Source organism: Mycobacterium intracellulare ATCC 13950 (assembly GCF_000277125.1).
Classification (GTDB): domain Bacteria; phylum Actinomycetota; class Actinomycetes; order Mycobacteriales; family Mycobacteriaceae; genus Mycobacterium; species Mycobacterium intracellulare.
The window spans coordinates 4,140,656-4,166,096 of record NC_016946.1; the positions used below are offsets into that span (position 1 = coordinate 4,140,656).

Annotated in this window: 28 protein-coding genes; 10 read left to right on the top strand and 18 right to left on the bottom strand. The window is 68.6% G+C overall.

All coding sequences use genetic code 11. The annotated features are described in order from the left end of the window. Positions 1-57 precede the first annotated feature (57 nt). Positions 58-822: an endonuclease/exonuclease/phosphatase family protein gene (locus OCU_RS44010; protein ID WP_008259511.1), complete on the top strand. Its 765-nt coding sequence runs from the start codon at positions 58-60 to the stop codon at positions 820-822. Here the strand turns inward: OCU_RS44010 and OCU_RS44015 are convergent. Beyond that, on the bottom strand, positions 786-1,121 hold the full coding sequence (locus OCU_RS44015; RefSeq protein WP_044059244.1) for a DUF3349 domain-containing protein: 336 nt from the start codon (positions 1,119-1,121) through the stop codon (positions 786-788). The two genes, OCU_RS44010 and OCU_RS44015, sit on opposite strands and share 37 nt — an antisense overlap. 106 nt (positions 1,122-1,227) lie before the next feature. Then, complete coding sequence (mbp1, locus tag OCU_RS44020) at positions 1,228-1,464, bottom strand: microaggregate-binding protein 1 (protein ID WP_008259513.1); 237 nt, start codon at positions 1,462-1,464, stop codon at positions 1,228-1,230. A gap of 180 nt (positions 1,465-1,644) precedes the next feature. On the opposite strand from mbp1, the gene OCU_RS44025 reads away from it, so the two are divergent. Then, positions 1,645-2,448, top strand: a complete 804-nt coding sequence (locus tag OCU_RS44025) for an SDR family oxidoreductase (protein WP_009957448.1) — start codon at positions 1,645-1,647, stop codon at positions 2,446-2,448. Between the two features lies 1 nt (position 2,449). Here the strand turns inward: OCU_RS44025 and OCU_RS44030 are convergent, their stop codons facing one another. The 7 genes from OCU_RS44030 to OCU_RS44060 are packed head-to-tail and all read right to left on the bottom strand — an operon-like array spanning position 2,450 to position 6,920. Beyond that, positions 2,450-4,192 (bottom strand): complex I subunit 5 family protein, encoded by a 1,743-nt coding sequence (locus OCU_RS44030; protein WP_014380865.1) that lies wholly within the window; start codon positions 4,190-4,192, stop codon positions 2,450-2,452. Between the two features lie 4 nt (positions 4,193-4,196). Continuing rightward, complete coding sequence (locus tag OCU_RS44035; protein WP_014380866.1) at positions 4,197-4,565, bottom strand: sodium:proton antiporter; 369 nt, start codon at positions 4,563-4,565, stop codon at positions 4,197-4,199. Further along, complete coding sequence (locus OCU_RS44040) at positions 4,562-5,506, bottom strand: MnhB domain-containing protein (RefSeq protein WP_029385357.1); 945 nt, start codon at positions 5,504-5,506, stop codon at positions 4,562-4,564. The genes OCU_RS44035 and OCU_RS44040 overlap by 4 nt, the downstream gene beginning before the upstream one ends. Further along, complete coding sequence (locus OCU_RS44045; protein ID WP_009956832.1) at positions 5,484-5,783, bottom strand: Na(+)/H(+) antiporter subunit B; 300 nt, start codon at positions 5,781-5,783, stop codon at positions 5,484-5,486. The genes OCU_RS44040 and OCU_RS44045 overlap by 23 nt, the downstream gene beginning before the upstream one ends. Continuing rightward, a complete protein-coding gene (mnhG, locus tag OCU_RS44050; protein ID WP_009956831.1) occupies positions 5,780-6,076 on the bottom strand; it encodes a monovalent cation/H(+) antiporter subunit G in 297 nt (98 codons plus the stop codon). The genes OCU_RS44045 and mnhG overlap by 4 nt, the downstream gene beginning before the upstream one ends. Positions 6,077-6,123: 47 nt before the next feature. Next, complete coding sequence (locus tag OCU_RS44055; RefSeq protein WP_009956830.1) at positions 6,124-6,384, bottom strand: monovalent cation/H+ antiporter complex subunit F; 261 nt, start codon at positions 6,382-6,384, stop codon at positions 6,124-6,126. Continuing rightward, a complete protein-coding gene (locus tag OCU_RS44060; RefSeq protein WP_014380868.1) occupies positions 6,381-6,920 on the bottom strand; it encodes a Na+/H+ antiporter subunit E in 540 nt (179 codons plus the stop codon). Before OCU_RS44060 ends, OCU_RS44055 begins: the two co-directional genes overlap by 4 nt. 324 nt (positions 6,921-7,244) lie before the next feature. Between OCU_RS44060 and OCU_RS44065 the strand changes: the two genes are divergently transcribed. From OCU_RS44065 to OCU_RS44075, 3 genes are all read left to right on the top strand, one after another. Then, positions 7,245-7,643, top strand: a complete 399-nt coding sequence (locus tag OCU_RS44065) for a heme-binding protein (RefSeq protein ID WP_008259529.1) — start codon at positions 7,245-7,247, stop codon at positions 7,641-7,643. Between the two features lie 141 nt (positions 7,644-7,784). Next, the gene (locus OCU_RS44070) at positions 7,785-8,840 is read left to right on the top strand and encodes a DNA topoisomerase IB (RefSeq protein ID WP_036397574.1); all 1,056 of its coding nucleotides are present in this window, start codon (positions 7,785-7,787) and stop codon (positions 8,838-8,840) included. Positions 8,841-9,063: 223 nt separating this feature from the next. Beyond that, positions 9,064-10,857: a thiamine pyrophosphate-requiring protein gene (locus OCU_RS44075; protein WP_009956826.1), complete on the top strand. Its 1,794-nt coding sequence runs from the start codon at positions 9,064-9,066 to the stop codon at positions 10,855-10,857. 22 nt (positions 10,858-10,879) lie between these two features. Here OCU_RS44075 and OCU_RS44080 read toward each other — a convergent pair whose 3' ends face one another. Together OCU_RS44080 and OCU_RS44085 are read right to left on the bottom strand one after the other, a co-directional pair. Further along, complete coding sequence (locus OCU_RS44080; protein ID WP_009956825.1) at positions 10,880-11,539, bottom strand: UdgX family uracil-DNA binding protein; 660 nt, start codon at positions 11,537-11,539, stop codon at positions 10,880-10,882. Between the two features lie 67 nt (positions 11,540-11,606). Further along, complete coding sequence (locus OCU_RS44085) at positions 11,607-12,164, bottom strand: hemerythrin domain-containing protein (RefSeq protein ID WP_014380870.1); 558 nt, start codon at positions 12,162-12,164, stop codon at positions 11,607-11,609. A gap of 169 nt (positions 12,165-12,333) precedes the next feature. Between OCU_RS44085 and OCU_RS44090 the strand changes: the two genes are divergently transcribed. Together OCU_RS44090 and OCU_RS44095 are read left to right on the top strand one after the other, a co-directional pair. Beyond that, positions 12,334-13,332, top strand: a complete 999-nt coding sequence (locus OCU_RS44090) for a sensor domain-containing protein (protein WP_009956822.1) — start codon at positions 12,334-12,336, stop codon at positions 13,330-13,332. 194 nt (positions 13,333-13,526) lie between these two features. After that, entirely contained in the window at positions 13,527-14,498 is a 972-nt protein-coding gene (locus tag OCU_RS44095; RefSeq protein WP_009954043.1) for an aldo/keto reductase, read from the top strand. Here OCU_RS44095 and OCU_RS44100 read toward each other — a convergent pair. The 5 genes from OCU_RS44100 to OCU_RS44120 form a co-directional block, all read right to left on the bottom strand. Then, complete coding sequence (locus tag OCU_RS44100) at positions 14,495-15,262, bottom strand: SDR family oxidoreductase (protein ID WP_008259541.1); 768 nt, start codon at positions 15,260-15,262, stop codon at positions 14,495-14,497. The genes OCU_RS44095 and OCU_RS44100 overlap by 4 nt on opposite strands. 92 nt (positions 15,263-15,354) lie before the next feature. Beyond that, positions 15,355-17,148 carry a sensor domain-containing diguanylate cyclase gene (locus OCU_RS44105; RefSeq protein WP_014380872.1) on the bottom strand — a complete coding sequence of 598 codons (1,794 nt, stop codon included), beginning with the start codon at positions 17,146-17,148 and terminating at the stop codon, positions 15,355-15,357. Between the two features lie 86 nt (positions 17,149-17,234). Then, on the bottom strand, positions 17,235-19,394 hold the full coding sequence (glgX, locus tag OCU_RS44110) for a glycogen debranching protein GlgX (RefSeq protein WP_009954046.1): 2,160 nt from the start codon (positions 19,392-19,394) through the stop codon (positions 17,235-17,237). 93 nt (positions 19,395-19,487) lie between these two features. After that, entirely contained in the window at positions 19,488-20,669 is a 1,182-nt protein-coding gene (locus tag OCU_RS44115; protein ID WP_009954047.1) for a zinc-dependent alcohol dehydrogenase, read from the bottom strand. Positions 20,670-20,728: 59 nt separating this feature from the next. Beyond that, the gene (locus OCU_RS44120) at positions 20,729-21,436 is read right to left on the bottom strand and encodes a GAF and ANTAR domain-containing protein (protein WP_026071237.1); all 708 of its coding nucleotides are present in this window, start codon (positions 21,434-21,436) and stop codon (positions 20,729-20,731) included. 308 nt (positions 21,437-21,744) lie between these two features. Between OCU_RS44120 and OCU_RS44125 the strand changes: the two genes are divergently transcribed. After that, the gene (locus OCU_RS44125; RefSeq protein ID WP_009954051.1) at positions 21,745-23,055 is read left to right on the top strand and encodes an NAD(P)/FAD-dependent oxidoreductase; all 1,311 of its coding nucleotides are present in this window, start codon (positions 21,745-21,747) and stop codon (positions 23,053-23,055) included. Positions 23,056-23,058: 3 nt separating this feature from the next. Here the strand turns inward: OCU_RS44125 and OCU_RS44130 are convergent, their stop codons facing one another. Both OCU_RS44130 and OCU_RS44135 read right to left on the bottom strand, forming a co-directional pair. After that, the gene (locus OCU_RS44130) at positions 23,059-23,595 is read right to left on the bottom strand and encodes a DUF1360 domain-containing protein (RefSeq protein WP_009954052.1); all 537 of its coding nucleotides are present in this window, start codon (positions 23,593-23,595) and stop codon (positions 23,059-23,061) included. Between the two features lie 64 nt (positions 23,596-23,659). After that, the gene (locus tag OCU_RS44135; RefSeq protein ID WP_009954053.1) at positions 23,660-24,040 is read right to left on the bottom strand and encodes a MerR family transcriptional regulator; all 381 of its coding nucleotides are present in this window, start codon (positions 24,038-24,040) and stop codon (positions 23,660-23,662) included. 143 nt (positions 24,041-24,183) lie between these two features. Between OCU_RS44135 and OCU_RS44140 the strand changes: the two genes are divergently transcribed. Together OCU_RS44140 and OCU_RS44145 are read left to right on the top strand one after the other, a co-directional pair. Next, the gene (locus tag OCU_RS44140) at positions 24,184-24,633 is read left to right on the top strand and encodes an Hsp20/alpha crystallin family protein (RefSeq protein ID WP_014380875.1); all 450 of its coding nucleotides are present in this window, start codon (positions 24,184-24,186) and stop codon (positions 24,631-24,633) included. Between the two features lie 93 nt (positions 24,634-24,726). Further along, complete coding sequence (locus OCU_RS44145; RefSeq protein WP_014380876.1) at positions 24,727-25,416, top strand: PAS and ANTAR domain-containing protein; 690 nt, start codon at positions 24,727-24,729, stop codon at positions 25,414-25,416. Positions 25,417-25,441 lie beyond the last annotated feature (25 nt).

Consider the following 25,441-nt stretch of genomic DNA (forward strand, 5'->3'; position numbering starts at 1 on the left):
TCCGCGACGAAATGCCGCGGTGAGTGCCCAGGCGGCAAAGTGGGTAGGTGAAAACCTATGCGCGTGGCGACCTTCAACATCCTGCACGGCCGCACGGTCGGGGACGGTGTCGACGTTGCGCGCCTGCGCGATTGCGTGCGCCGTCTCGATCCGGACGTGCTCAGCCTGCAGGAGGTCGACTGCGATCAGCCACGCTCCGAGCGGGCCGACCTGACCGCCGCGGCGGCCGAGGCCATGGGCGCGGTCGAGCACCGGTTCGTGGCGGCGATTTCCGGTACCCCGGGCGCGACCTGGATGGCCGCCACCGGCCGGGAACAACCCGGGACAGCCGCGTACGGAATCGCCCTGCTGTCCCGATACCCCGTGGCCAGTTGGCAGGTGTTGCGACTGCCCCGCATCCCGATGCGGTTTCCGATGTACCTGCCCGGCCCCAACCGGGTGATGATCGTCGACGAGGAGCCGCGGGCGGCGGTCATCGCGCAGCTGCGCACCCCGATGGGCGGGCTGACGGTGGCCAACACGCATTTGTCCTTCGTTCCGGGCTGGAACAGGCGCCAGCTGCTGCGGGTGATTCATGACCTGCGCGGCTTCCCCGGTCCACGGCTACTGACCGGCGACCTGAACATGACGCCGAAAACCGTTGGCCGCTGGTCGGGTATGCGGGCGTTGGCCACCGCCGAAACGTTTCCCGCCGATAACCCCAACCGCCAGCTCGATCACATCTTGACCGACGATCCCCGGCTGCGCGGCGGAGCGGTCGACGCCAGCCCCATGCCGATTTCCGATCACCGACCGCTGGTGGTGGACCTCCAGCGAGTCTGAGCCCGCGGCGTCAGCACGGGGCGATCGCCGGCCGATTTCATGGCACCCAGGACACGCTCGATGTCGTACGTCGACGGCGCCTCGCCGGTGACCCTGATGATCTCCACTCCGACGTCGGCGCTGTCGACCGGGTGATGCTGGGGCGCAACAAGTTTGCGGGCGATGGCCATGACCTCGTCGTCGGCCACCCGTCGCGGCAACAACGCCAGCAGCGGTGCGTACCCCGTGGCCGGGGCGAGCGGCGGGCAGCCCGCACGCAGAAACGCGACAACCCTGGACACCCGAGCTTGAAGGTTCATGTCCACCTCGCTCATCCACCGCCCGCCCGCTCCAGCGGGACACGGCAGGGATAACCGGGAGCGGCGGTTTGAAACCGGGCCCGACCCGCCCCCTCGAGCAAGCGGCTTACTGGTTTTTCTTCTGGCGCTCTTCGGCCGCGTCCGCGCCGGCCCGCGCCGACTCGGCTTCGGCTTCCTTCTTGCCCGCGTCGCGTTGGGCGTCGGCTTTGTCTTGCTGGGCCCGGCCCTCGTCGGCAAGGTCGTCACGGCCGAGCACGGCCCCGCCGACCTCCTTGGCCTTGCCCTTCACGCCCTCGACGGCGCCCTGCACCGCTTCCTGCGGCCCGCTCTTCTGGTCCCCCATGGGTCGACCTCCCTCTCGGTGGTGAGTGAGCTTGCGCTCGATGGCACCTAGGGCGTTCCCGCCGCACGCCTCGCCAAACGCCCCGCCGTCGCATCCACGCCCCAACGTATCGGAGCGTCGATCGGTCGGTTTGAACGGGCTTTTACCGGGTAGTAGTACTAGCCGGCGGCGCGAAGGGGGGTGAAGGCGGTGACCACCATCGCCGTGATAGGGGCCACCGGCACGGCCGGGTCCCGCGTTGTCGCCCGGCTGAGGTCGCGCGACGTCGCGGTGGTCGAGATCTCACGCGAGCAGGGCGTCGATGTGTTCAGCGGGTTGGACCTGTGCGAGGCGCTCCAGGGGGTGGACGTCGCGATCGACGTGTCCGATCCGGTGCCGCCCGAGCCGTCCGACATCGGCCAATCTCTGGCCACCGCCTCGCACAACATCGTGGGCGCCTGTGCCATCCAGGAGGTGCACCGCCTGGTGGTGCCGACGATCGCGGGCATCGACGACCCGGAATTCGACGGCATCCCCTACTACGAAGGCAAACGGGCGGCGAAGAACATCGTGCTCGACGGCCCGGTGCCGACCACGATCGTGAAGTCCACCCAGTGGTATGAATGCGCCACCCACTGCGATGCGGTGAGCTGCGACGGTGACGAGGTGATCGTCGAGGACTGGCTGATTCAGCCGATCGCCGCCGACACCGTCGCCGACGTCCTCGTCGAGGCGGCGCTGGGACAGTCGCACACCCCGCGCACCATCACCGGCCCGCACCCCATTCGCCTGCCCGAACTGACATCGAAACTGCTTGCCCAGCAAGGCGATGGCCGGCAGGTGCGGACCGTGCGGCCCGCGGTGGCCGCGCTCGCCAACGGGGCGCTGTTGGCGTCCGGGCACGCGGTGGTCGTCGGTCCCGACGTCGACACGTGGCTGCGGACATTGGCGCCGAGCACCGACGGGCACCATGCGGCCGACGGCGAAAAACCCGGCGGGGCTTAGCTCACAGCAGCAGCGCACAACTGACGACGATCATCCCGCCGGTGACGAACGCGGCGTAGTCGTTGATGCTCCCGGTGTGGACGCGCCGCAGCCACCCCAGCGATCGCGCAACGCCGTCGCGCCGCAGCGCCAGCACCAGCAGCGCCACCCCGAGGATCAGCTCGATGGCGATGCTTCCCAACGTCTTCGGTTCGACATAGCCGAATCCCACGCCGGGGTTCGGCAGCGTGACCGCCGACCCCAGGGCGCCCGCCGCATATCCGGCCGGGTCGAGCAGCCCGGCGGTAGCGGGGCCGGCGACGTGCGCGACGAACGGGCCGGCCAACACGCCGAAGCCCAGGCAGCACGCGCTCAACATGATCAGGCTGGCCTTCATGCCCGGCCGGATCGGCTCCAAATGGGCGTATGCCCGGTTCCGGCGGCGGTAGAAGCCCAGGTATGCGGCGCGCCCCAGGGCGGCGACGGTCAGGACCTGCGCCAGCAGCGCACAGCCCAGCACGGCGGGCCGGTCGGACAAACCCTTGTGTATCAAGCCAAGTGAGGCATATCCGTTCAGCGGCGGCAGGCCGGCGATCGACAACACCCCGACCGTGAACGCCGCGGTCAGCAGCGGACGCCGACGCACCAGCCCGCCCATCTCGGAGAGCTTGGTCAGCCCGGTGGCGTGCACCACCGCGCCGGCGCACAGGAATAGCAGCGCCTTGAACAGTCCGTGGTTGACCAGGTGATAGACCGCACCCGCGACGCCGTCCGCGGTCCTGCTCGCGAATCCCGTTGTCAGGACTCCGGTTTGGGCGACGGTGTCCCAGGCCAGCAATCGCTTGAGGTCGTCTTGCAGCAACGCCATCGCCGCGCCGACCAGCGCCGAGGCCAGGCCGAGTCCGGTCAGCAGCGCCGGCAGCGACGGCAGGTTCACGAATACCTGCAGCCTGAGGCGGGCCAGCGCCACCACCCCGAGGTCGACCATCAGCGCCGAGAACAGCGCCGACACGGCGCCCGGGACGGGGGTGTGAGTGTCGGGCAGCCAGGCGTGGAACGGCACCAGGCCGGCCTTGGTCGCGAAGCCCGCCACCAGAAACGCGACCGCGAGCAGCGTCGCCCTGGTGGCACCGGTGGCGACGGCGCCGTGCAGTTGCCCGAAGTTCAGCGCCCCGGTCGCCGAGTAGAGCATCGCGCTGCCGATGAAAACCGAGAAGCCGGCGATGCTGGTGAGGACCAGGTTTTTGAAGGCGGCCTCCACCGCGATGGGGCGTTCCAGAAAGAAACCGGTCAGGCCGTAGCTGGCCAGCGCGGCCACCTCGAACCAGACGAACAGATTGACCGTGTCGGCGGTGAGCGCGGCCCCGATCAGCGCAGCCAACAGCAGCTGCACCAGGCAGGCCAGGCCACCCAGCTCTCGGCGGCCGAGGTCTCCGAGTTCGGAAAGCGCGCTGACCACCAACACGATGCCCACCCCGGCGGCCAGCGTGGCGAAGGTGAGCCCGAAAGGGTCTGCCACCAAGGCGATTCCGAGCGACGCACCCCGCACCGGGTGTTCGTTGGACAGGAAGTGCGTCAACAGATGACCGGTACCGGCGAACACGCGCGCGGCGACGCCCAGCAGCACCGCCAGCGATGCGCTCAACGCGGTCACCGCCACCCACAGCGGCGCCCGCCGCGCCCGCCGGGCGGCCAGCGGGGCCAGCACCGCGCCGATCAGCGGGAGCACCACTGGCAACGGGAGCAGCTGCGCGGGCGTCGGCACCGGCTCAGCCCCGCAGCTCGGTCAGGTCCGCCGCGTCGACGCTGCGGTAGTGCTGGGCAACCCGGACCACCACCGTCAAGAACACCGCGGTGATGGCCACCCCGATGACCACCGCGGTGATGCAGAAGTTCTGCAGCACCGGATCGGCCACATTCCCGGCAACCAGGTCTTTTTGAGTGCGCCCGCCCGGCAGCCCGGCGAGCACCGGCGCGGTCGAGTCGTTGCGATAGGCCATCGACACCAGCAGCAGATAGGTCGAGGACTCCATCAGTGACAGGCCGAGGACGATTTTGATCAGGTTGCGGCGCGACGTCACCGCGAACAAACCGAGGCAGAACAACACCCCGGCGGCGACGTAGTTGGCGACGATCATGATTCGTCCTCGTCGGGTGTCCAGTCATGTCCCATGCCCAGCAACGCGAACACCGCGATCGTGATGCCGGTGGCCACCTCCACCAACTCGGCGGCCGAGATCACCTGCAGCGTGCCACCGGCGCGGATCGTCTGTTGGGGCGCCAGCGGAAGCCAATTGTCCAGGAATGAACCGGTCAGCCACATGCCCACCAGGCCAACCGCGACAATGGCTGCGGCACCGGCCATTTCGGCGACCTCCAGCGTCGCCGGGCGCACCGCGGCGCGCACCGCGCGGTGCCCGAGCGCCGTATAGAGCAGGACGACGCAGCCCGCCAGCACCACCCCGGCGGGAAAACCGCCGCCGGGCGTGTAGCCCCACGCGGCCAGGTAGACCCCGGCGACCGCCAGGATGACCGCCGCGACGCGCGCGCCCACTCGCACCACCACCGTCATCGCGACCGCTCGCTCCGGGGCGGGCGCGCCCAGCGCGTCGTCGTCGGCGTGCTCGGGGGCGGGCTCCGGCTCGTCCCGGCGCTCTTGGTCTTCCGCCGCACGCGCCTGTGACTCCCGCCGGTCGGGGCCTTCGTCGGGGTCGGCCTTCTCCTGCTCGGCGCGCCCGGCGCTGGCTTCGCCGACGAACTCCGATCGCGGTTCGCGGCCCCGCGAGAGCAGCAGCACCGCGACGACGGCGGCCAGCAACAAAAACGTCTCGCCGAAGGTGTCGAAGGCTCGGCTGCCGTAGACCACTTCGCTGACCACCTCGGTGGTCCCCCACCGCGGCAGCGCGATCGCCATCGCGTGTCTTGCGATGTCCGGCAACGCGTTTGAACCGTCGGGCAAGGCCGTGAAGCCGACGGCCACCACGGCGGCGAAACCGCCGACCAGCAGCCCGCCCAGCCACGCGCGATGCCACCCGGCCTCGCGCGGGGATCGTCGATCAGTCATCGCGGGCACCACCATCGTCGAGGGCCTCGCCCAGCTCACCGGCGTCGAAAACGTCGGTGCGAATCTTCCCGATGGCGATCAGGTACAGGACCGGCTGGGCGATCGCGCCGACCGCGACCGTGGCGAGCGCGACGTCCGGCGCGGCCATGACCACGAACAGCGCGCCCAGCACGGTGCCCATCGCCGACAGGGCCATCACCGAACCGGTGATGCTGCGCAGGAACACCACCAGCACCGCGCAGCCGACGACCAGCGCCAGGCACAGATAGTCGACCGCCCACAGCGATGTCACCGGCCCGCTCCGGGCCCCTCGGGCTGGTCGATGACCGCGCCGTGCCACATCGGCACCCCGGTCTTGTACGCCGCCCGCGCCAACGCGTGCGCGGCGATCGGATTGACCAGCAGGAGCAACACGGCGACCAGCAGCGCCCTCGAGCCGTACTCGGTGAAAGGCCCTTTGGCCACCGCCAGACCGGCCAACAGCGGTAACGCGCCGGCGGTGATTGTCTTGGAGGAACACTGGATTCGCGTGTAGACGTCGGGCATGCGCAGGATGCCGATCGCCCCGCTCAGCGAAAAGAACACTCCCACAACGCATAAGACGATCACTAGTGCGTCGGTGACGACGGAGCTCACAGCAGACCCCGCTCCAGGTACCGCGCCCACACCAGCGCGCCGAGGTAACTGAACGAGGCCAGCCACAGCGCCACGTCCAGATAAATCGCGCGTTCGGCCACGGCGGCGTAGAACAACACCACCAGCGCGCACTGCGTGGAGATGGTGTTCAGCGCGACCACGCGATCCGACACCGACGGCCCCCGCGCCAGCCGAATCAGCAGGACGCACGCCACCAGCAGCTGCGCGATGCAGACCCCCGAAAGCACGCCGCTCATCCGCTTGTCCCGCCCCGAGACCGGCTCACCGCGATCACTCGGCTCTCCAGCGGCCCGTTCACCGATTCCCGCGCCGGGCCGCGCGGCACGGCCATCGCGTGATACTGCAACAGGTGCCGGCCGCGATCGAGGTCGACGAACTGGTTGTCCACGACCAGGGACGTCAGCAGGCCCGTCGCGGCGAGTTCCCCGTCGGAGCGCGCCTGGGTCGGCGCGATGATCATGCCCGAGCGCAGCGGCCGCGACGGCGACAAGATGCGGCGCGACAGCGACAGGTTGGCGGCCACGATGCGCGCCGCACAGGCGGCCGCGAGCGCCACCAATGCGGCGAGACGGCGAGGCGCCAACGCCGACCACGGCCCGGCGACCGGGCCCAGCGGAGCGAAAGCGAACCCGCACCCCACCGCCACCACCAGGCCGACCAGCAGGTTTTCCACTGTCGGGGTCCAGGTCAGCAGGATCCACACCGCAAAAGCCCATGCCGTCAGCGCCACCACCCGCTGCGCACGCGCCGCAATGCCCACCCCGATGCCCACCTTTCGCCCTCGTATCGCGGGGACGGTCCGGGATACCCGTCGCACGGCATGATCAACCGTCCACGGTGGGCCGCACCCCGAATAACGATTGCGTCACGATCGACATCACGATTGGTTAAGAACGGGTGCGTTCTCTTAGAAATTTGCGGACCGCTTCACGGTTCGCTTAGCAAAGACGGCCGCGAGCGCCCTCAGCGGCCCAAGCGCGCCCCGTCGTTCGTCGTCAGCGAACATCGCCACTGTTTGCCTCCGCTACTTTGGATTTCGAGGATCGGGAGCCTCAGTCGAAAGAAATCCATTTCGTTTCGAAGGACAACAAACATCATGAAAATCAGCAGTATTGTCGCGCGCCGCCGAGTGGCCGGAGTCAGCGCCGGCTGCCTGCTCGGGGGGATGGCCATGGGCATCGTCGGCGCGCCGTCGGCTGCCGCGGCACCCGACTGCAGCCCCGCCGGTGTGAACTCCACCGTCTCCTCGGTGCAAGGATCCGCCGAGCAGTATCTGGCTGCGCACCCCGGGGCCAACCAGGTGGTGACGGCCGCCTATGGCCAGCCGCGCCCCGAGGCCGCATCGAGCCTGCGCAGCTACTTCACCGGGCACCCGCAGGAGTACTACGACCTGCGCGGCATCCTGGCGCCGATCGGCGAGACCGAACGGCAGTGCAACGTCACCGCCCTGCCGCCGTACCTGGAGTCGGCCTACCACGAGTTCATGGCCGGCTGATCCAGCCCACGAGACGACCCGCCACGACGTTGTGGCGGGTCGTTTCCGCGTTGACCCCCGAGGACCCGTGTGAACGGCTTTGCGGGCGGGTACTTCTGGCGAATATCGGTGCGGGCGGCGAACGGGAGTGGAGGGCCGATGATGCGACTGCGTCGCAGCGTGCTGAGCAAGCCGGGAATCGCGCGCAAGCGTCGCGGAAAGGGCTTCTCGTACTACGAGCCGGGCGGCAAGCCGGTTTCCGATCCGGAAACCCTGCAGCGCATCAAGGATCTGGTCATCCCGCCGGCGTGGAAGAAGGTGTGGATCTCGCCGCATCCGAACGGCCACATCCAGGCCGTCGGCGTCGACGCCGCCGGCCGCCGGCAGTACCTCTACCACTCCGCGTGGCAGGCCGAACGCGCCGAGGAGAAGTTCGACCGGGTGCTGGAACTGTCGACGCGGCTTCCCGCGTGCCGCGCCGAGATCGCCAAAGACCTTGCGCGCCAAGGCCTGACCCGCAAGCGGGTGCTGGCGCTCGCGCTGCGGCTGCTCGACCGCGGTTACTTCCGCGCCGGCGGCGAGCAATACGCCGAGGAACACGAGTCCTACGGGTTGTCCACCCTGCTATGTGAGCACGTGGTGGTCCGGCGCGACGCCGTCGAATTCGACTTTCCGGCCAAGAGCGGGGTTCGTCGCACCGTGGAAATCGAGGACCCCGACGTGGTCCGCGCGGTGCGTGCGCTGATGCGCAGGCCCGACCGCACCGAGCGATTGCTGGTGTGCCGCAACTCTTCCGGGTGGATCGATGTGCGCGCCGATGACCTCAACGCCCGATTCAAGGAGCTGGCCGGCGACGACTACACCGTCAAGGACCTGCGAACGTGGCACGGCACGGTGCTGGCGGCCGCGGCCTTCGCCGACGCCGACCCGGCGGTATCGGGCCGGGTGGCCAAGCGCGTCGAGGCCGCCGTGATGAAAGAGGTCGCCGAGGAGCTGGGCAACACGCCCGCGGTGGCGCGCGGTTCCTACGTGGATCCCCGCGTCGTCACCGGCTATGAGCAGGGTCTGACCATCGCCGCGGCGGCGCGCCGCGCCGAGCGCGCCAAATCGCCCGACCTGGCGCAGGAGATTCTGGACAAGGCCACTCGAATGCTGATCCGGCGCCTGGCCAAGGCCGACAGCGCCAACGGATCGTCCGGCCTGCGCAAGACGGCATGAACGATTCCCCACCGCCAGCTGTTAACTCGCTGTGAGTCCACCGGGCGGACCGTGAAGGGGAATAACAACCCTCTTTGCGGGTAACCCGGCACCTGTGGGAAGTGCCAAAGCCGCCCATGCGCGGCCGCCTGCCGTAGTCACGCCTGCCTGCAGGTGGTTCAACCAACAGCCACACACGCCCACCCGCCAGCACTGAAGAACCGTCTGCCCAGGAGGGAACAACATGTCCAAACAAGAGGTCTCCGACTACCTGCTGGAACGGTTGCGGGCGTGGGGCGTCGAGCACGTGTTCGGCTACCCGGGCGACGGCATCAACGGCCTGCTCGCCGCATGGGGCCGGGCGGATAACAAGCCCCAGTTCATTCAGTCGCGACACGAGGAGATGAGCGCCTTCGAGGCGGTCGGCTACGCGAAGTTCACCGGCCGAGTGGGCGTCTGCGCGGCGACATCGGGCCCCGGCGCGGTCCACCTGCTCAACGGCCTCTACGACGCCAAACTCGACCATGTCCCGGTGGTGGCGATCGTCGGTCAAACCAACCGCAGCGCCATGGGCGGCAACTACCAGCAGGAGGTCGACCTGCTGAACCTGTTCAAGGACGTCGCCAGCGACTACGTCCAAATGGTCACCGTCCCCGAGCAATTGCCCAACGTGCTGGACCGCGCGATCCGCATCGCGATGACCCAGCGGGCGCCGACGGCGTTGATCATCCCCAGCGACGTCCAGGAGCTGCCGTACTCGCCGCCCGAGCACGCGTTCAAGATGGTGCCCTCCAGCCTGGGCATCGAGTACCCAGACATCGCCCCCGACGACGCCGCCATCGCGCGCGCCGCCGACGTCCTCAACGCCGGCAAGAAGGTCGCCATGCTGGTGGGCACCGGGGCGCGCGGGGCCCACGAAGAGCTGGCCGAGGTCGCCGACCTGCTCGGCGCCGGCGCGGCCAAGGCGCTGTTGGGCAAGGACGTCCTTTCGGACGAATTGCCTTGGGTCACAGGATCGATCGGGCTGCTGGGAACGCGGCCGAGCTACGAGCTGATGATGGGCTGCGACACGCTGCTCACCGTCGGATCCAGTTTCCCCTACACGCAGTTCTTGCCGCAGTTCGACCAGTGCCGGGCGGTGCAGATCGACATCGACGGGCGAATGATCGGGATGCGCTACCCGTACGAGGTCAACCTGGTCGCCGACGCGAAATCCGCACTGCGCGCCCTGATTCCGCACCTGCGCCGCAAGGAGGACCGGTCGTGGCGCGAAGGCGTCGAGAAGAACGTGGCGCGCTGGTGGGAGACGATGGACAAGGAAGCCATGGTCAGCGCCGACCCGATCAACCCCATGCGGCTGTTCTCCGAGCTGTCCCCGCAGCTGCCCGAGAACGCCATCGTCACAGCCGATTCCGGCTCGTCGGCCAACTGGTACGCGCGCAACCTGCGCTTCCGCGGCAACATGCGCGGCTCGCTGTCGGGGACGCTGGCGACGATGGGCCCCGGGGTTCCCTACGGCATCGGCGCGAAATTCGGCCACCCGGACCGGCCGGTCATCGTGTTCGCGGGCGACGGCGCCATGCAGATGAACGGCATGGCCGAGCTGATCACGATTAAGCGCTACTGGAGCGAGTGGAAAGACCCCCGCCTGATCATCGCGATCCTGCACAACAACGACCTCAACCAGGTGACCTGGGAGATGCGTGCGATGGCCGGCGCCCCGAAATTCGCGGAGTCCCAAAACCTTCCCGACGTCGACTTCGCCGCGTTCGCGGCCAGCCTGGGCCTGAACGCCATGGCGATCAAGGATCCGGACGAATTGTCCGACGCGTGGCGCAATGCCTTGTCGGCCGACCGCCCCACCGTGCTGGACGTCTTCACCGATCCCGACATGCCGCCCATCCCGCCGCACGCCACCTGGGAGCAGTTCAAGTCGGCCACCACCGCGGTGTTGTCCGGTGACGAGGACCGTGTGGGCTTCGTCAAGGTTGGCCTGAAAACCAAGATGCAGGAGTTCATGCCGCACAAGAAGAGCTGACCCGGCCGGGTCGGCCGAGCGGCTACGCCAGCCCGGAGCGGGCGATGCGCAGGTCGTCGACGAACGACTGGTAGACCTCGTCGCGGCGGTCGCTGCGGTCGCGCAACACCGACGACGGGTGCACGGTCGCCACCACGATGGGCTCGGGCGTCCTTGCGATGTCGACGGACTCCGGGAGCTTCAGCTCCCGGCCCCGCTGCTCGGAAACCCGAAAGGTGGTGCCCAGCAACGATTGTGCGGCCGTTGCCCCCAGGCACACGATGACCTCGGGCTGCACGGCCTCGATCTCGGCGATCAGCCAGGGCCGGCAGGCGACGACCTCGGTGCGGCCGGGCTTTTGGTGGATGCGCCGTTTGCCACCCTTGCGGGTGAACTTGAAATGCTTGACGGCGTTGGTCTGATAGGTGAGCACCGGGTCGATGCCGGCGTCTTCGAGCGCCCGGGCGAGCAGTCGGCCCGCCGGCCCGACGAACGGCTCACCGGCGCGGTCCTCCTGGTCACCGGGCTGCTCGCCCACCAACATGATCGGCGCCCCGGGATGCCCGTTGCCGAACACGGTTTGGGTGGCATCTTCGAAAAGCGCACAGCCGTGGCATGTTTCGGCCGCGCTGCGCAGCGCGTCGATGTCCCGCTCCTCGGGGAGATAGCGGTCGGCGCCGGGGGCCTTCGCGGTGGCTGTCATGAGAATGTGGCGGCGTGGGTACCCCCGCTCCCCCACCGAGCGGGGGTACCCAGCCTCGGGTGGCTCGTCAGCCCTTGCCCACGATGGCGTCGCGGGCACGGTCGAGCATCGCGGCGAACGGGCCCGCGGCCAGGTTGGCCACCTGTGATTCCACACCGGCGTGGGGCCGGGTGGGCGCGATGGCTTCGGCGAGCTGCGCGGCGCGGCCCATCCGTTCCAGCTCGTCGGCGCTCAATTCCTCGCCCAGCTTGGCGAATTCGTCGTGCTCCTCGTGCTCGGCGTGGTCGATCACCGCGTCGCGCAGCTTGGTCAACTCGCGGGTGAATTCCTCGCTGTCGACGTCGAGCTTTTCCAGCCGCTGCAGCACGGTCTTGGCCTCGTGCTCTTCGTGCAGCCGCTTGTCGACCACGGTGGTGCCATTGGCGATCTTGCGCTTGGCCCGCGGGTGAACGATTTCCTCCTCCGCGGTCTCGTGCACGGCGAGCAGCCGCCGAAGCTCGACGAAGGCCTTCTCCCGTGCTTCTCCGGACGCCGCCAGGGTGTCGGCGAACATCGCCTTGATCTGCTCGTGCTGACTGACGAGAAAGTCGACCACGTCGGTGGGCGACGTGATGGCGCGTGCCATGGTGTCCCTCCCATCTCCCTTGGTTCGACGCGCAGGGCTGCTGCGCGCTCACCGAAGCGGCTACCCGGCGAAATCGGCCATCAAACGGGTGTGGGCGCGCCCGGGTGGGGTATGTGTCCCTGGTCGTGGGCTACATTTCGGGCAGGTTCGGCCGCGAAGGAGGCACGGCGTGACCAACCCCCAGGACCCGTATTGGCAGAACCCGCTGAGTTACGACCCGCTCGGCCGGGTCCCCCCGATCGAGCCGATGGAGCCGATCGAGCCGCCGGCGGAACCGCCCGGGACCCCGCCGTACCGCCCGGCCGTCAACACCCTCGCGACGCTGTCACTGGTGTTCGCGTTCGTGTTCGCTCCCGCCGGAGCGGTTCTGGGGCACCTCGGGTTGGCGCGGATCCGGCGCACCGGCGAACTCGGCCGCGACCGCGCCCTGGTCGGGGTGACGCTGTCGTACGTGTTCATCCTGTTGGCGGTCGTCGCGCTGGCCGGATGGGCGACGCTGGGCGGGTCCACGTCGTCGCACCGGACGGCACGCGACTCGACCACGTCGGCCGGGCCGCCGCCCCCGACCGTCCCACCGGACACGATCACCACGCTGCTGCCCGGATTGGACGCGCTGCGGAACATCACCTCCGACGCGAACCTCGAGGTCGGTCCGACGTGGAACAGCCCCGGCCGCTCGGCGCAGGACGGCAGCATCGACCGCCCGGAATGCTGGGGAAGCATCGCCGCGGGCAGCCCGGACGCCTACACCCCGGGCTCCTTCACCGGGTATCACGCCGGCGAGTTCACCGACACGCGCAGCATGTTCAAGTCGATCCAAGTCATCCAGGGCGTGGCGGCGTTCCGCGATCCGGCCGGGGCGCAGTCCCAACTGGACACGCTGCTGTCCGGATGGCGCCAGTGCGGCGGCTCGACCGTCACCGTGACGGCTTCGGGTGGGCAGCCGATCAAGATGGCGGTGAGCGCTCCCGCCGACGCCGGCAACGGCATCACCACATTGGACCTGACGCCCAAGGGAATACAGGTGCGCTCGGCGCGAGCGGTCGCGGCCAAGGCCAACGTCGTCCTCGACCTGAACGTGTCGGCCAGCGGCACCACGGACAGCGAGCGCCCGCGGCTGGCCGCGGTCACCATCGCCAACTACATCCTCGGCAAGATTCCGGGCTGAGCGGCAGGCAAGGTCAGTGGCTCACGCGCGGCGACCCGCCGCGCCCGGCTCCGCCGCGCTTGCGATCGCCACCGGCTCACGCGTGGCGACCCGCCGCGCCCGGCTCCGCCGCGCTTGCGATCGCCACCGGCTCACGCGTGGCGACCCGCCGCGCCCGGCTCCGCCGCGCTTGCGATCGCCACTAGGCTGACCGGATGAAATACGTCGACGTCGACGGGGTCGGACGGGTCAGCCGGATCGGCTTGGGCACCTGGCAGTTCGGCTCGCGCGAATGGGGTTATGGCGACAGCTACGCCGCCGGCGCCGCGGGCGACATCGTGCGGCGCGCCCGAGCCCTGGGGGTGACGCTGTTCGACACCGCCGAGGTCTACGGGTTGGGCAAGAGCGAGCGGATCCTGGGCGAGGCGCTCGGCGACGAACGCGCCGAGGTGGCGGTGGCCAGCAAGATCATGCCGGTCGCTCCCTTCCCCGCCGTCGTCAGGCAACGCGCGCGAGCCAGCGCCCGGCGGCTGGGACTGGACCGCATCCCGCTGTACCAGATCCACCAGCCCAACCCGGTGGTGCCGGACTCGGTGATCATGCCGGGGATGCGGGACCTGCTGGACCGCGGGACGATCGGCGCGGCGGGCGTCTCGAACTATTCGCTGCAGCGATGGCAGAAGGCCGATACCGCGCTGGGCCGGCCGGTGATCAGCAACCAGGTGCATTTCTCGCTCGCCTATCCGAAGGCGCTCAAGAACCTGGTGCCTTTCGCCGAACGGGAGAACCGCATCGTGATCGCCTACAGCCCACTGGAGCAGGGACTGCTGGGCGGCAAGTACGGCGTCGACAACCGCCCCGGCGGCGTTCGCGCGATGAACTCGTTGTTCGGCACCGAGAACCTGCGCCGCGTCGAGCCGCTGCTGCAGTTGTTGCGCGACGTCGCAACGCAACTCGGCGCCAAGCCGGCACAGGTGGCGCTGGCCTGGTTGATCAGCTACCCGGGCGTGGTGGCCATCCCCGGCGCGTCCAGCGTCGAGCAGCTCGAGTTCAACGTCGCGGCCGCCGACATCGAGCTGCCGACCGAATCCCGTGACGCGCTCACCGAGGCGGCGCTGGCGTTCCGGCCGACGTCGGCGGCGCGCTTCCTCACCGACCTCGCGCGCGAGAAGCTCGGCCGGCGCTAGGACTGGTTGGCCTCGGCGAACGCGGCCGGGCTGGCCGGCGCGCCGCGCGCGACCACGAGCGGCATCGACGTCGAGGCGTTGGTGCGCAGGATGGTGTGCACGACGTCGATCAGGTCGTCAACCGGCATCAATTTGCCGGGCATGCAGCCGCGCGACGACCACAGCGGAACCGCCTTCATGGCGAGGTCCATATCCCAGTCGGCGTTCATTCCGGTTGCCGCGTCGCCCTCGCCGCCCGCGCACTCCCCGACGATCAGGTTGGTGAAGCCGACGTCGGAGTGTTCGGCCCGCCACGCCTCCACGAGCCGTTCCAGGGCGGCCTTGCTGACGCCGTACGCGCCCAGGCCCGGCCACGGCGGTCCGAAGGTGCCCGCATCGGAGGACAGGTACACCGCCTTGCCGGCCGACGCGGTCAAGTGCGGCATCGCCGCGGCCGTCACCAACGATGCGCCGATCACATTGGTGTCGAAGATGCGCCGCCACGTGTCGGCGTCGGTGTCCACCATGCGCACGAGCGGCCCGACGGCGGGTGTGTAGACGAGGTTGTCGATCCCGCCGAGGGCGTCGACGGCCCGACCGATCGCCGCCCGGCAGGACGCCTCGTCGGTGACGTCGCATTCGATGGCGGTCGCGTTCGGGCCGGCCTCCTTGGCCGCGGCCTCGATGCGCTGCAGACGCCGGGCAAGCAACGCGACCTGATCGCCGCGCTGCGCGAGACCGACCCCGATGCAACGCCCCAGCCCACTCGAGGCGCCGACCACCACTGTCCTTGACATATTCGCCCTCTCTTGTAACGCGAGACGCTGTCGCCAGAAACCTACCGGATGCGACTCGTCCGTTGGCGATCACTCGCTACTTAAGTCGCCACGACGGCGTTCCGGTCGCCTGACTTGGCCCGGTACATGGCCTCATCCGCGCGCGCGGTGACCGCGTCGACGGACTCGGCGGGAAGGGCGAGCGTGGCACCGATGCTCAAGGTCGCGCCTATCGTGTTGCCGGAAACGTGGATGGGTTCGGCGACGCGCCGGCGAATCTTCTCGGCGATCTGGGCGAGCTCGTCGGCGCTGCGGACGCCGGGCAACAGGATCAGCATTTCGTCCCCGCCCGTGCGCCCCACGGTGTCCTCGCGGCGGACGCTCGCCCGGATCCGCGCCGCGACGGTCGCCAGCACGACGTCGCCCGTCCCGTGTCCCCACCGGTCGTTGATCGCCTTGAAGTGGTCAACGTCGCAGAACAGCACGCCCACATGCGTTTCGGGAGGCCGCGGTTGCCGCAGCGCGGCGTCCAGGCGGGCCAGGGCCTCGGCCCGGTTCACCAGGCCGGTGAGGGTGTCGAACCGTGCCAACCGTTCCAATTGTTGTTCGGCCTCGACCTGATCGTCGACCACCCGCAACGCCGCGATGAGCCCATCGGTGTTGCCCTGGGCATCGGTGTAAGGCTTCCCATGACCGTCGACCCAGTGGTATTCGCCGTCGAGGGAACACACCCGGAAGCGTTGGAGCACCTGTTCGCCCCCCGCGATGCGGCGCAGGGCGGTTTGGAGTTTGTCGCGGTCCTCGGGGTGGATGCGGCGGGCGAAATCCGTGCCGGTCCACCTCGACAGCGGGCCGCCCAGCGCGGGTTCCACGGACGGGGAGATCCACGCGACCCCGCCGCCGCGAAAGTGCACGATGATGTCGACGGCGTTGTCCGCGAGGATGCGATATCGCGTCTCGGCCTCGGCGCGTTGCTTGCTGGCCAGCTCCTTGGCGATCAGCAGGTGCTGCTCGCGCTGGCTGAAGTAGAAGGTCACTGCGCCGACGACCGCGGTTCCCAGCAGGATCGAGAAGGTCCACTGCGCGTTGGCGTCCGGGCCGAGCTCCAAAAAGATCGGCCTCACCACGGCCACGACGAGCGGAAAGCCGGCCAGGATCGCGAGCAACCGGACCAGCGAGGACCGGTCGGGCCGCGCGAGCAGCCACGCGAGCGGAAACCGGTCAACGCGCGCCAGCGACGTGGCCGCGACGAGCAGCAACAGGGCCGCTGCCGTCAGGAACGCCTGGCCCTTTGACGGCGAGACCCCCACCAGCGCCAGCGCGTCGAACAGGTAGGCCCCGGCCGTGACGAACGGGATGGCAGCGCTCGCCGCCAGGCACAGCGGCCAGACCGCGCGGGTGCACCGATCCACCCGGATCAGCGCGACGGCGGTCGCCAACGGCAGGGCCGACAACGCGGTCTGAACGCTCGGGCGCCCCGGCCACGACCACTCGCGCATGCCGACGGCCTCACCGAACCAGATCCTGTCCACGGTGAACGAGCCGAGGCTCGCGTACTCCGCGAGCACGAGGACGGCGAAGGCGGCCGCGGCCGCGGCCAAACACCGTCCGGCCCATCGGCGCTCGCGCGAGGGACTCCCCCATTGCAGCAGGATCGCCGCGCCCAGCGCGGCCAGCCACAGCGCGGTCCACGGCATCATCTGCGGCCAGGTCGGATAGATCCGCGTCAAGCGCTCGATGCCGGCCGTCCAGCCCACCCACGTCAGCGCTGCGACCACGAGCACCAACAGCGCGGCGGCCCGCCCGGAGGTGTTCATCGCCGATTCCAGTCGCGCGTCAGGACCGGGCCTGTCCATCGGCTGTCCCTCTCGTTCCCGGCGCTCGGCGCGCAGCATCAATGCCGCCGCCGAAAAAATTAGCCGATGTGGCTTGTCGGCGAGAGCGATTCACCCGATCGGGGGAACGGGGCGGTCGTCGGGGACTAGCTCGACGGGAGTCCCTGCAGCACCACGGCGGTGTGGGCTTCCACGTTGAGGGTGCCTCCGCCGGGCACCTCGTCGGCGGGGGTGGTCTCGTCGGGCCCGGTGTACACCACCACCTGCCAGGCGGCACCGAATTCCTTTGGCGGAAGGGTGAATTCGATCGGTTCGTGGTGGGCGTTGAAGCACAGCAGGAACGAATCGTCCAGCACCCGTTGGCCCCGCTCGTCGCGGCCGGGGATGCCGTGGCCGTTGAGGAACACCGCGACGGACTTGGCGAAGCCCGCGCCCCAGTCCTCGTCGCTCATCTCCGTGCCGTCGGGAGTGAACCAGGCGATGTCGGGCAGCCCGCCCTGGCCGCGGCGGCCCACCGGCTTTCCGGAAAAGAACCGGCGCCGCCGGAACACCGGATGCTCGGCACGCAGCGCCGACACCGTGCGGGTGAACTCCAGCAGGCCCGCGTCGGCGTTGGCCCAGTCGATCCAGGTGAGCTCGTTGTCCTGGCAGTAGCCGTTGTTGTTGCCGTTCTGGGTGCGGCCGAGTTCGTCGCCGTGGCAGATCATCGGAACGCCCTGCGACAACAGCAGGGTGGTCAGGAAGTTGCGCTGCTGCCGGGCGCGTAGCGCCTTGACGGCCTCGTCGTCGGTGGGGCCTTCGGCGCCGCAGTTCCAGGACCGGTTGTGGCTTTCGCCGTCGTTGTTGTCCTCGCCGTTGGCCTCGTTGTGCTTCTCGTTGTAGGACACCAGGTCCCGCAGCGTGAACCCGTCGTGGGCGATGACGAAGTTGATCGACGCCACCGGTCGCCGCGCGGTGTGCTCGTAGAGGTCTGCGGAACCGGACAGCCGGTAGGCGAATTCGTCGAGGGTGGCGGGCTCGCCGCGCCAGAAGTCGCGGACGGTGTCGCGGTACTTGCCGTTCCATTCCGTCCACTGCGGCGGGAAGTTGCCCACCTGATAGCCGCCCGGCCCGACGTCCCACGGTTCGGCGATCAGCTTGACCTGGCTGACGGTCGGATCCTGTTGCACGAGTTCGAAAAACGTCGACAGCCGGTCGACGTCGTAGAACTCGCGGGCCAACGTCGAGGCCAGGTCGAAGCGGAAGCCGTCGACGTGCATCTCGGTCACCCAGTAGCGCAGGGAATCCATGATGAGCTGCAGCGCGTGCGGATGCCCGACGTTGAGGCTGTTACCCGTGCCGGTGTAGTCCATGTAGTACTGCTTGTCGTCGTCAACCAGCCGGTAGTAGGCGGCGTTGTCGATGCCGCGCATCGACAATGTCGGCCCCAGGTGGTTTCCCTCGGCCGTGTGGTTGTAGACCACGTCAAGGATGACCTCGATGCCGGCTTCATGCAGCGAGCGCACCATGGCCTTGAACTCCTGCACCTGGCCGCCCGGTGTGGTCGCGCTGGAGTACTTGAAGTCGGGCGCGAAGAAACCGATCGTGTTGTAGCCCCAGTAGTTGGACAGGCCCTTGTCGACCAGCGTGGAGTCGTTGGCGAAGTGGTGCACCGGCATCAATTCGATGGCCGTGATGCCGAGATCCTTGAGGTGGTCGATGATCACCGGGTGGGCCACCGCGGCGTAGGTGCCGCGCAGCTGTTCGGGGATGTCCGGGTGGGTCTGGGTCAGGCCCTTGACGTGTGCCTCGTAGATGACGGTGTCGGCGTAGTGGCGGTCCGGTGGGCGGTCGTTTCCCCAGTCGAAGTAGGGGCTGATCACGACCGACTTGGGCATGCTGGCCGCCGAGTCGTCGTCGTTGCGGCTGTCGGGGTCGCCGAAGTTGTAGCTGAAGAGCGATTGATTCCACTCGAACGAGCCGTCGATGGCCTTGGAGTACGGATCCACCAGCAGCTTGTTCGGGTTGCATCGGTGCCCCGCCTGCGGGTCGTACGGACCGTGCACGCGGTAGCCGTAGCGCTGGCCGGGTTCGATGTTGGGGATGTAGGCGTGCCAGATGAAGCCGTCGACCTCGGGCAGGGTGATGCGGCTCTCGGTGCCCTCGGCGTCGAACAGGCACAGCTCCACCCGCTCGGCCACCTCGCTGAACAGCGCGAAATTGGTGCCCGCGCCGTCGTAGGTCGCGCCCAGGGGGTAGGCCCTGCCGGGCCACACCTCGCCGGTGGGTGTGGGGGCGCCGGCGTCTGCGGCCTCTGCTGGAGTCATGGCGCATCCAATACCCGGCGAAAGCGCCGGTCAAACTCCCGGGCCGCTCGCCGGGGCGGCGTCACTACACGGAAAGCCTTGTGGCATAGCCGATCACGGATTGAGGATGACCTTCACCGCTCCGTCCTGCTTCTTCTGGAAGATCTCGTACGCGTGCGGCGCCTCATCGAGCGGAAGCACGTGGGTGGCAAACGTGTCGACGCCGAGCGGGTCGTCGTCGGTCAGCAGCGGCATGATGTCGTCGACCCAGCGCTTGACGTTGGCCTGCCCCATCCGCAGGGTGACCTGCTTGTCGAACAGGGTGAGCATCGGCAGCGGGTCCGCCATGCCGCCGTACACGCCGATCAGCGAGATCGTGCCGCCGCGCCGCACGATGTCGATGGCCGAGTACAGGGCGGACAGCCGGTCCACGCCGGCCGTTTGCATGAGCCGCTTGGCCAGCGCGTCCGGCAACAGCCCGGTGGCCTGCTGCGCCAATTTGGCGGTCGGCGAGCCGTGCGCCTCCATGCCCACCGCTTCGATCACGGAGTCGGATCCACGCCCGTCGGTCAGGTCACGGATCGCGTCACCGAGCGAGGAGTCGAGCCGGCCCACATCGATGGTGTGAATGCCGCGTTGCGCCGCGCGGCCCAGCCGCTCCGGGACCAGGTCGACGGCGATGACGCGGTAACCCAGGTGATCGGCGATGCGGGCCGCCATGTCCCCGATGGGGCCCAGTCCGAGCACGGTGACCGTGCCGCCCTCCGGGATGTCGGCGTAAGCCACCGCCTGCCACGCGGTGGGAAGCACGTCGGACAGATAGACGAACCGCGAATCGGGCGGTCCCACAGGGACTTTGATGTGGGTGAACTGGGCCTGGGGGACGCGCAGCAGCTCCGCTTGCCCGCCGGGGACTTCGCCGTAGAGCTCCGAATAGCCGAACAGCGCCGCCCCCATGCCCTGGTCGCGCACCTGGGTGGTCTCGCACTGGGTGTAGAGCTGCTGGCCGCACATGTAGCAACTGCCGCAAGAGATTTGGAAGGGGATGACGACCCGGTCCCCCACCCGAAGGTCGCCCGTCTGGGTGCCGACCTCCCGCACGATGCCCATCGGTTCGTGGCCGAGGATGTCCCCCGGCTTCATGAAGGCCCCGAGGATCTCGTAGAGGTGCAGGTCCGACCCGCAGATGTTGGTCGATGTCACCTCGACGATGGCATCGGTGGGCTGCTCGATCTTCGGGTCGGGCACCGACTCCACCCTGACATCGCGCTTGCCGTGCCACGTGACAGCCTTCATGGAAAGGGCGCATACCCGTCTGCCACCCGACGAAACGACGGCGCCGGCGCCCGTCGTGGTCAGTGCGCGCGGTGCTTGAGCGGATGCTCGCTCTCGATCAGCGCCCGCGCGATCTCGATCAGCTTGATGTTGGATTGTTGCGAGACCCGGGTGAGCAACTGGAACGCCTCAACGGCGTCGATACCGAAGCGCTCCATGATGACCCCCTTCGCCTGCCCGATGATGTCGCGCGAGGCCAGGGCGCTGCGGAACTGATCGTTGCGGCGCATCATCGACCACGCGAGGGCAATGTGCGTGGCGAACACCGTGCCGATCTCCACCGACTCCTCGCTGAACGCGTGCGGGTGGTCGGCATAGAAATTCAGCGCCGCCATGCTGCCGCCGTCGATGAACAACTCGAACGACAGGATGGAGCGGATCGGGGTCTGCTCGAGCGCCATGCGGCGGTAGCGCAACCAGCGCCGTTCGGCGCTCAGGTCCGTGATCTGCATGATGTGGTGCTCCCAGGCCGCGGCCAGGCAAGGCCCCTCGCCGGAGGTGTCCTGGATGGCGTCCAGCACCATCGGGTAGCGATGCGTGGCGACCACACTGCTGACCGAAGCGCCCTTCTCGGCCAGGGTGATCCCCGCGTACTGGGCGCCGGTGACGTGCTGGACCCCGTCGTCGAGCAGTTCGTGCAGGCCGGCCGCGGTGCCGCTATGTTCACGCTCCAGATTGGCCACCAGCTCCACCAAATGATTGGCAATCGTGGCGCTGCCGTCTCGCATCACATCACCCCCGGAACCGTTCGTGGCCCGCAGAGCCCTTCCTGATAGGCGTCGCGATGGCACGCAAAGCGTGCGCATACCAACGCTCACCAGAAGTCTATGAGCCATTCAACGAAGCGCAAGGCACGATAACGAAACGCCCGGACGACAGCGTAGGCGGCGGCATCCGAGCGGGAGGACGCCCTGGGCCGTTTTTGCCCGGCCTGTCCCCTTGGATTCCCTTGTCGAACAGTCGTTTTCAAGCCGTCGTCGGTCCCGGGGCGGCGCGGGACACTCCTCACCACCGAAGTCCGCCTACACTCGGGTCGGTGACCTCCATTGTGATCGTGGGAAGCGGCTTCACCGGATTCACCTGCGCCCGCCGTCTGGCCCGGATTCTGCGCCGGCGGCACGCGCCCGTGGACATCACGATCATTTCTCCGGTCGACTACATGCTGTACACACCGTTGCTGCCCGACGTGGCGGGCGGGGTGGTCGACGCCCGGTTTGTCGCTGTCCCACTGGCTAATTCGTTGCGGGGCGTGCACGCGGTGCGCGGCCGCGTCGACGGGGTGGACTTCGCGCAACAGACGCTGACGTATTGCGATCCCGAGGAACGCAGCCATTCCATGTCCTGGGACCGGCTGGTGCTCACGCCGGGGTCGGTGACGCGGTTGTTCGACGTCCCGGGCCTCGCGAGGCATGCGCGCGGGTTGAAGACCACCGCCGAGGCGCTCTACCTGCGCGACCACTTCGTCGAGCAGCTGGAGCTGGCCAACATCGAGGACGATCCGCAGGTGGCCGCCGCCCGGCGCACCGTGGTAGTGGTCGGCGCGTCCTACTCGGGCACCGAGTTGGTGGCGCAGCTGCGGGCGCTGGCCGACGCGGCGGCCAAACAGATGGGCTTCAACCCCGCCGAAGTGCGATTCCTGCTCCTGGACCTGGCGGAGCAGGTGATGCCCGAGGTGGGCAAGAAGCTCGGCGAGGCCGCGATGAAAGTGTTGCGCAAGCGCGGTATCGACGTCCGGCTCGGCGTCACGCTCAAGCAAGCGCACGCCGATCACGTTGTGCTGAGCGACGATTCACGCATCGACACGCACACGATCGCCTGGGTGACGGGGGTGACCGGCGCCCCGCTGATCCAAGACCTGGGGCTGCCGACCGAGAAAGGCCGGATCACGGTGCAGCCCGATCTGCAGGTGCCCGGTCACCCGGAGGTGTTCGCCGCCGGCGATGCGGCCGCGGTTCCCGACCTCACCCAGCCCGGCCAGATCACGCCGCCGACCGCCCAGCACGCCACCCGGCAGGGCAAGGTGCTGGCCCGCAACGTCGCCGCCAGCCTCGGTTACGGCAGCCCCAAGCAATACAAGCACCGCAACCTGGGTCTGGTGGTCGATCTCGGGCCCCGCTACGCGGTGGCCAACCCGCTGAACATCCAGTTGTCCGGGCTGCCGGCCAAACTCGTCACGAGGTCCTACCACCTGTACGCGATTCCGCGCGGCGTCAACCGATGGGCGGTCTCGCTGGCCTACCTGACCGACGTGCTGTTCAACCGCTCCGTCGTCTCCATCGGGTTGTCCTCTGAGGACGACGCGCAATTCACGGCCAGCGAGGGCATCCCGATGCCCAAGACCAGCTGATCGTCAGCCTTCGGCGGACTGCTGGGCCATCGCGTAGGCGAGCTGAAGGAAATCCGCCCCGGCCAACGCGCTGAAGACGCCCGCGATCAGCCGGGTGAACCGGGGTACGAACACCAGACCGATGGCGAATCCGGTGGCGACCCACATGTCCAGGCAGAACGGGCAGGTCAGCAACTCGCCCAGGCTGTGCCGAAGCTCGCTGTGCTCGCGGACCTCTTCCTGGACCTCGGCCGGCCCGCCGGTGCCCGCGTAATGCGTGAACGGGGCGCGCAGCGGACTGGTCACCGCGTCTTTGGTCAACGTTCGCGAGAGCTTGTGGGTGCCCAGCGTGAGGATGATCAGGTCCTGAATCCGCCAGCGCGACGGCAACGTGCGCCCGCTGACCACCGCGGCGATTACCGCCGCCGTCACGACGAGGCCGTAGACCACCAACACCGCCAGGTAGCCCCCCAGCGGGCGGGGATTGTCGCCGCGGTAGGCGTCCGCCTCCTTGCGTGCACCGTCCACCACCTGGGCGCCGGTTTCCGTCAACTCACCCATCGCTTCTCCTTGAAGGCATAGGGGGTCGAGTACCCGGCGCCGCCCGGCGCAATCGGCGATCAGCTCACCGCCGCGTGCCCTCCCGGTCCCGGGACTCGGCGGGCTTGGCCGCCTTCGCCGCTTCTCGCAACGTGCGGTTGGTGGACCGCAGGTCGGTGTTGGCGGCCGCCAACGTCTCGTTGTCGTCTTCGAGTTCGAGGATGCGAGCGATGCCGGCCAGGTTGACGCCGGCCTCGACCAGACCGCTGATGCGGCGGAGCCGCGCGAGGTCGTCGGCGCTGTAACGGCGCGTTCCCCCTTGACTTCTCGCGGGCATGAGCAGCCCGTAGCGTTCGTAGAGCCGCAACGATTGCACCGGAATCCCGGACAGTTCGGCGGCCACCGAGATTCCGTACACGCCGTGGCCGGACGCCGGAGCCCCGGCCTCGCCGCGATGTTCGACCATCGCACATCCCCTCAGCTGATTCATTCAAAAAATCTGTTTAGCACACTTGCATGAATATGTCGACAATGCTATACCGAATCTATGTCGTCAGACACAGGAAATTTGTCGGACCACAGCGTAGATCGGAGTGAGAGGTGACAACCATGCTGATGCGTTCAGATCCCTTCCGTGAGCTCGACCGCTTTGCCCACCAGGTGCTCGGCACGGCCGCCCGGCCTGCAGTGATGCCGATGGACGCCTGGCGCCAGGGCGAGGAGTTCGTCGTCGAGTTCGACCTGCCCGGCATCGATGCCGACTCGCTGGACATCGACATCGAGCGCAATGTCGTGACCGTGCGCGCCGAACGCCCGGCCCTCGACCCCAACCGCGAGATGCTGGCCACCGAGCGCCCGCGCGGCGTGTTCAGCCGCCAGCTGGTGCTCGGCGAAAACCTCGACACCGACAAGATCCAGGCCTCCTATTCCGAAGGTGTCCTGAGTCTGCACATCCCGGTGGCCGAGAAGGCCAAGCCCCGCAAGATCGCCGTCGGCCGCGGCGACGGGCACCGCGCCGTCGCAGAGGGCGCCACCCAGCGCGAGGTCATCAACGCCTGACCGGGCGACGGACCGGGCGGCGGCCGCAGGCGCACGCGCTCGCGTGCCGGCCTCGCGGCCGCCGCCCGCCACGGCAGTGAGCGAGGAGCCACGGTGGAATCGACATGGGAACTCAACGGCGAAACGGCCAGCGTCGAGCAGGCGTTGTCCGGCGGCAACGCGCAACCCGCGGGCTGGTTTCGGTTCCACTTCACCGATCAGCGGTGGGAATGGTCGGAACAGGTGCAGCGGATGCACGGCTACGAGCCGGGCACCGTCGTGCCCACCACCGATTTGGTGCTCTCGCACAAACACCCCGATGACCGCGGGCAGGTCGCGGCCACCATCGATCAGATCGTGAACACCCGCCAGGCGTTCAGCACCCGGCACCGGATCATCGACACCGGCGGAAACGTACGCCACGTCGTCGTGGTCGGCGATCGGCTCTACAACGACGACGGCGACGTGATCGGGACGCACGGGTTCTACATCGACGTCTCCGCATCGAACGGGCAGGTGCACGAGGACGCGGTCAGCGCAAAACTCGCTCAGATCAGCGAGAATCGGGCGGGCATCGAACGCGCCAAGGGCATGCTGATGCTGATCTACGGCCTCAGCGACAGCGCGGCCTTCGAGTTGCTCCGATGGCTCTCGCAGGAGGCGAATGTCAAGCTGCGCACGCTCGCCGAGCAGATCGCCGAGGACTTCCGCGGCGCGGGCTTGCCGCTCAATACCCAGTCGGAATTCGACCATTTGCTCCTGACGGCGCACCAGCGCGTCCGTCCCGCCGACGACCGCGGGTAAGGCACTGCAGCCCACGTCTTTTCGG

What these genes read in the sequence shown, in the direction of transcription:
- OCU_RS44010 (WP_008259511.1), top strand. Translation starts at nt 58, where the DNA reads ATGCGCGTGGCGACCTTCAACATCCTGCACGGCCGCACGGTCGGGGAC.
- OCU_RS44015 (WP_044059244.1), bottom strand. Translation starts at nt 1,121, where the DNA reads ATGAACCTTCAAGCTCGGGTGTCCAGGGTTGTCGCGTTTCTGCGTGCG.
- mbp1 (WP_008259513.1), bottom strand. Translation starts at nt 1,464, where the DNA reads ATGGGGGACCAGAAGAGCGGGCCGCAGGAAGCGGTGCAGGGCGCCGTC.
- OCU_RS44035 (WP_014380866.1), bottom strand. Translation starts at nt 4,565, where the DNA reads ATGATCGTCGCCAACTACGTCGCCGCCGGGGTGTTGTTCTGCCTCGGT.
- OCU_RS44040 (WP_029385357.1), bottom strand. Translation starts at nt 5,506, where the DNA reads ATGGTGGTGCCCGCGATGACTGATCGACGATCCCCGCGCGAGGCCGGG.
- OCU_RS44055 (WP_009956830.1), bottom strand. Translation starts at nt 6,384, where the DNA reads ATGAGCGGCGTGCTTTCGGGGGTCTGCATCGCGCAGCTGCTGGTGGCG.
- OCU_RS44065 (WP_008259529.1), top strand. Translation starts at nt 7,245, where the DNA reads ATGAAAATCAGCAGTATTGTCGCGCGCCGCCGAGTGGCCGGAGTCAGC.
- OCU_RS44070 (WP_036397574.1), top strand. Translation starts at nt 7,785, where the DNA reads ATGCGACTGCGTCGCAGCGTGCTGAGCAAGCCGGGAATCGCGCGCAAG.
- OCU_RS44075 (WP_009956826.1), top strand. Translation starts at nt 9,064, where the DNA reads ATGTCCAAACAAGAGGTCTCCGACTACCTGCTGGAACGGTTGCGGGCG.
- OCU_RS44080 (WP_009956825.1), bottom strand. Translation starts at nt 11,539, where the DNA reads ATGACAGCCACCGCGAAGGCCCCCGGCGCCGACCGCTATCTCCCCGAG.
- OCU_RS44085 (WP_014380870.1), bottom strand. Translation starts at nt 12,164, where the DNA reads ATGGCACGCGCCATCACGTCGCCCACCGACGTGGTCGACTTTCTCGTC.
- OCU_RS44095 (WP_009954043.1), top strand. Translation starts at nt 13,527, where the DNA reads ATGAAATACGTCGACGTCGACGGGGTCGGACGGGTCAGCCGGATCGGC.
- OCU_RS44105 (WP_014380872.1), bottom strand. Translation starts at nt 17,148, where the DNA reads ATGCTGCGCGCCGAGCGCCGGGAACGAGAGGGACAGCCGATGGACAGG.
- glgX (WP_009954046.1), bottom strand. Translation starts at nt 19,394, where the DNA reads ATGACTCCAGCAGAGGCCGCAGACGCCGGCGCCCCCACACCCACCGGC.
- OCU_RS44115 (WP_009954047.1), bottom strand. Translation starts at nt 20,669, where the DNA reads ATGAAGGCTGTCACGTGGCACGGCAAGCGCGATGTCAGGGTGGAGTCG.
- OCU_RS44120 (WP_026071237.1), bottom strand. Translation starts at nt 21,436, where the DNA reads ATGCGAGACGGCAGCGCCACGATTGCCAATCATTTGGTGGAGCTGGTG.
- OCU_RS44130 (WP_009954052.1), bottom strand. Translation starts at nt 23,595, where the DNA reads ATGGGTGAGTTGACGGAAACCGGCGCCCAGGTGGTGGACGGTGCACGC.
- OCU_RS44135 (WP_009954053.1), bottom strand. Translation starts at nt 24,040, where the DNA reads ATGGTCGAACATCGCGGCGAGGCCGGGGCTCCGGCGTCCGGCCACGGC.
- OCU_RS44140 (WP_014380875.1), top strand. Translation starts at nt 24,184, where the DNA reads ATGCTGATGCGTTCAGATCCCTTCCGTGAGCTCGACCGCTTTGCCCAC.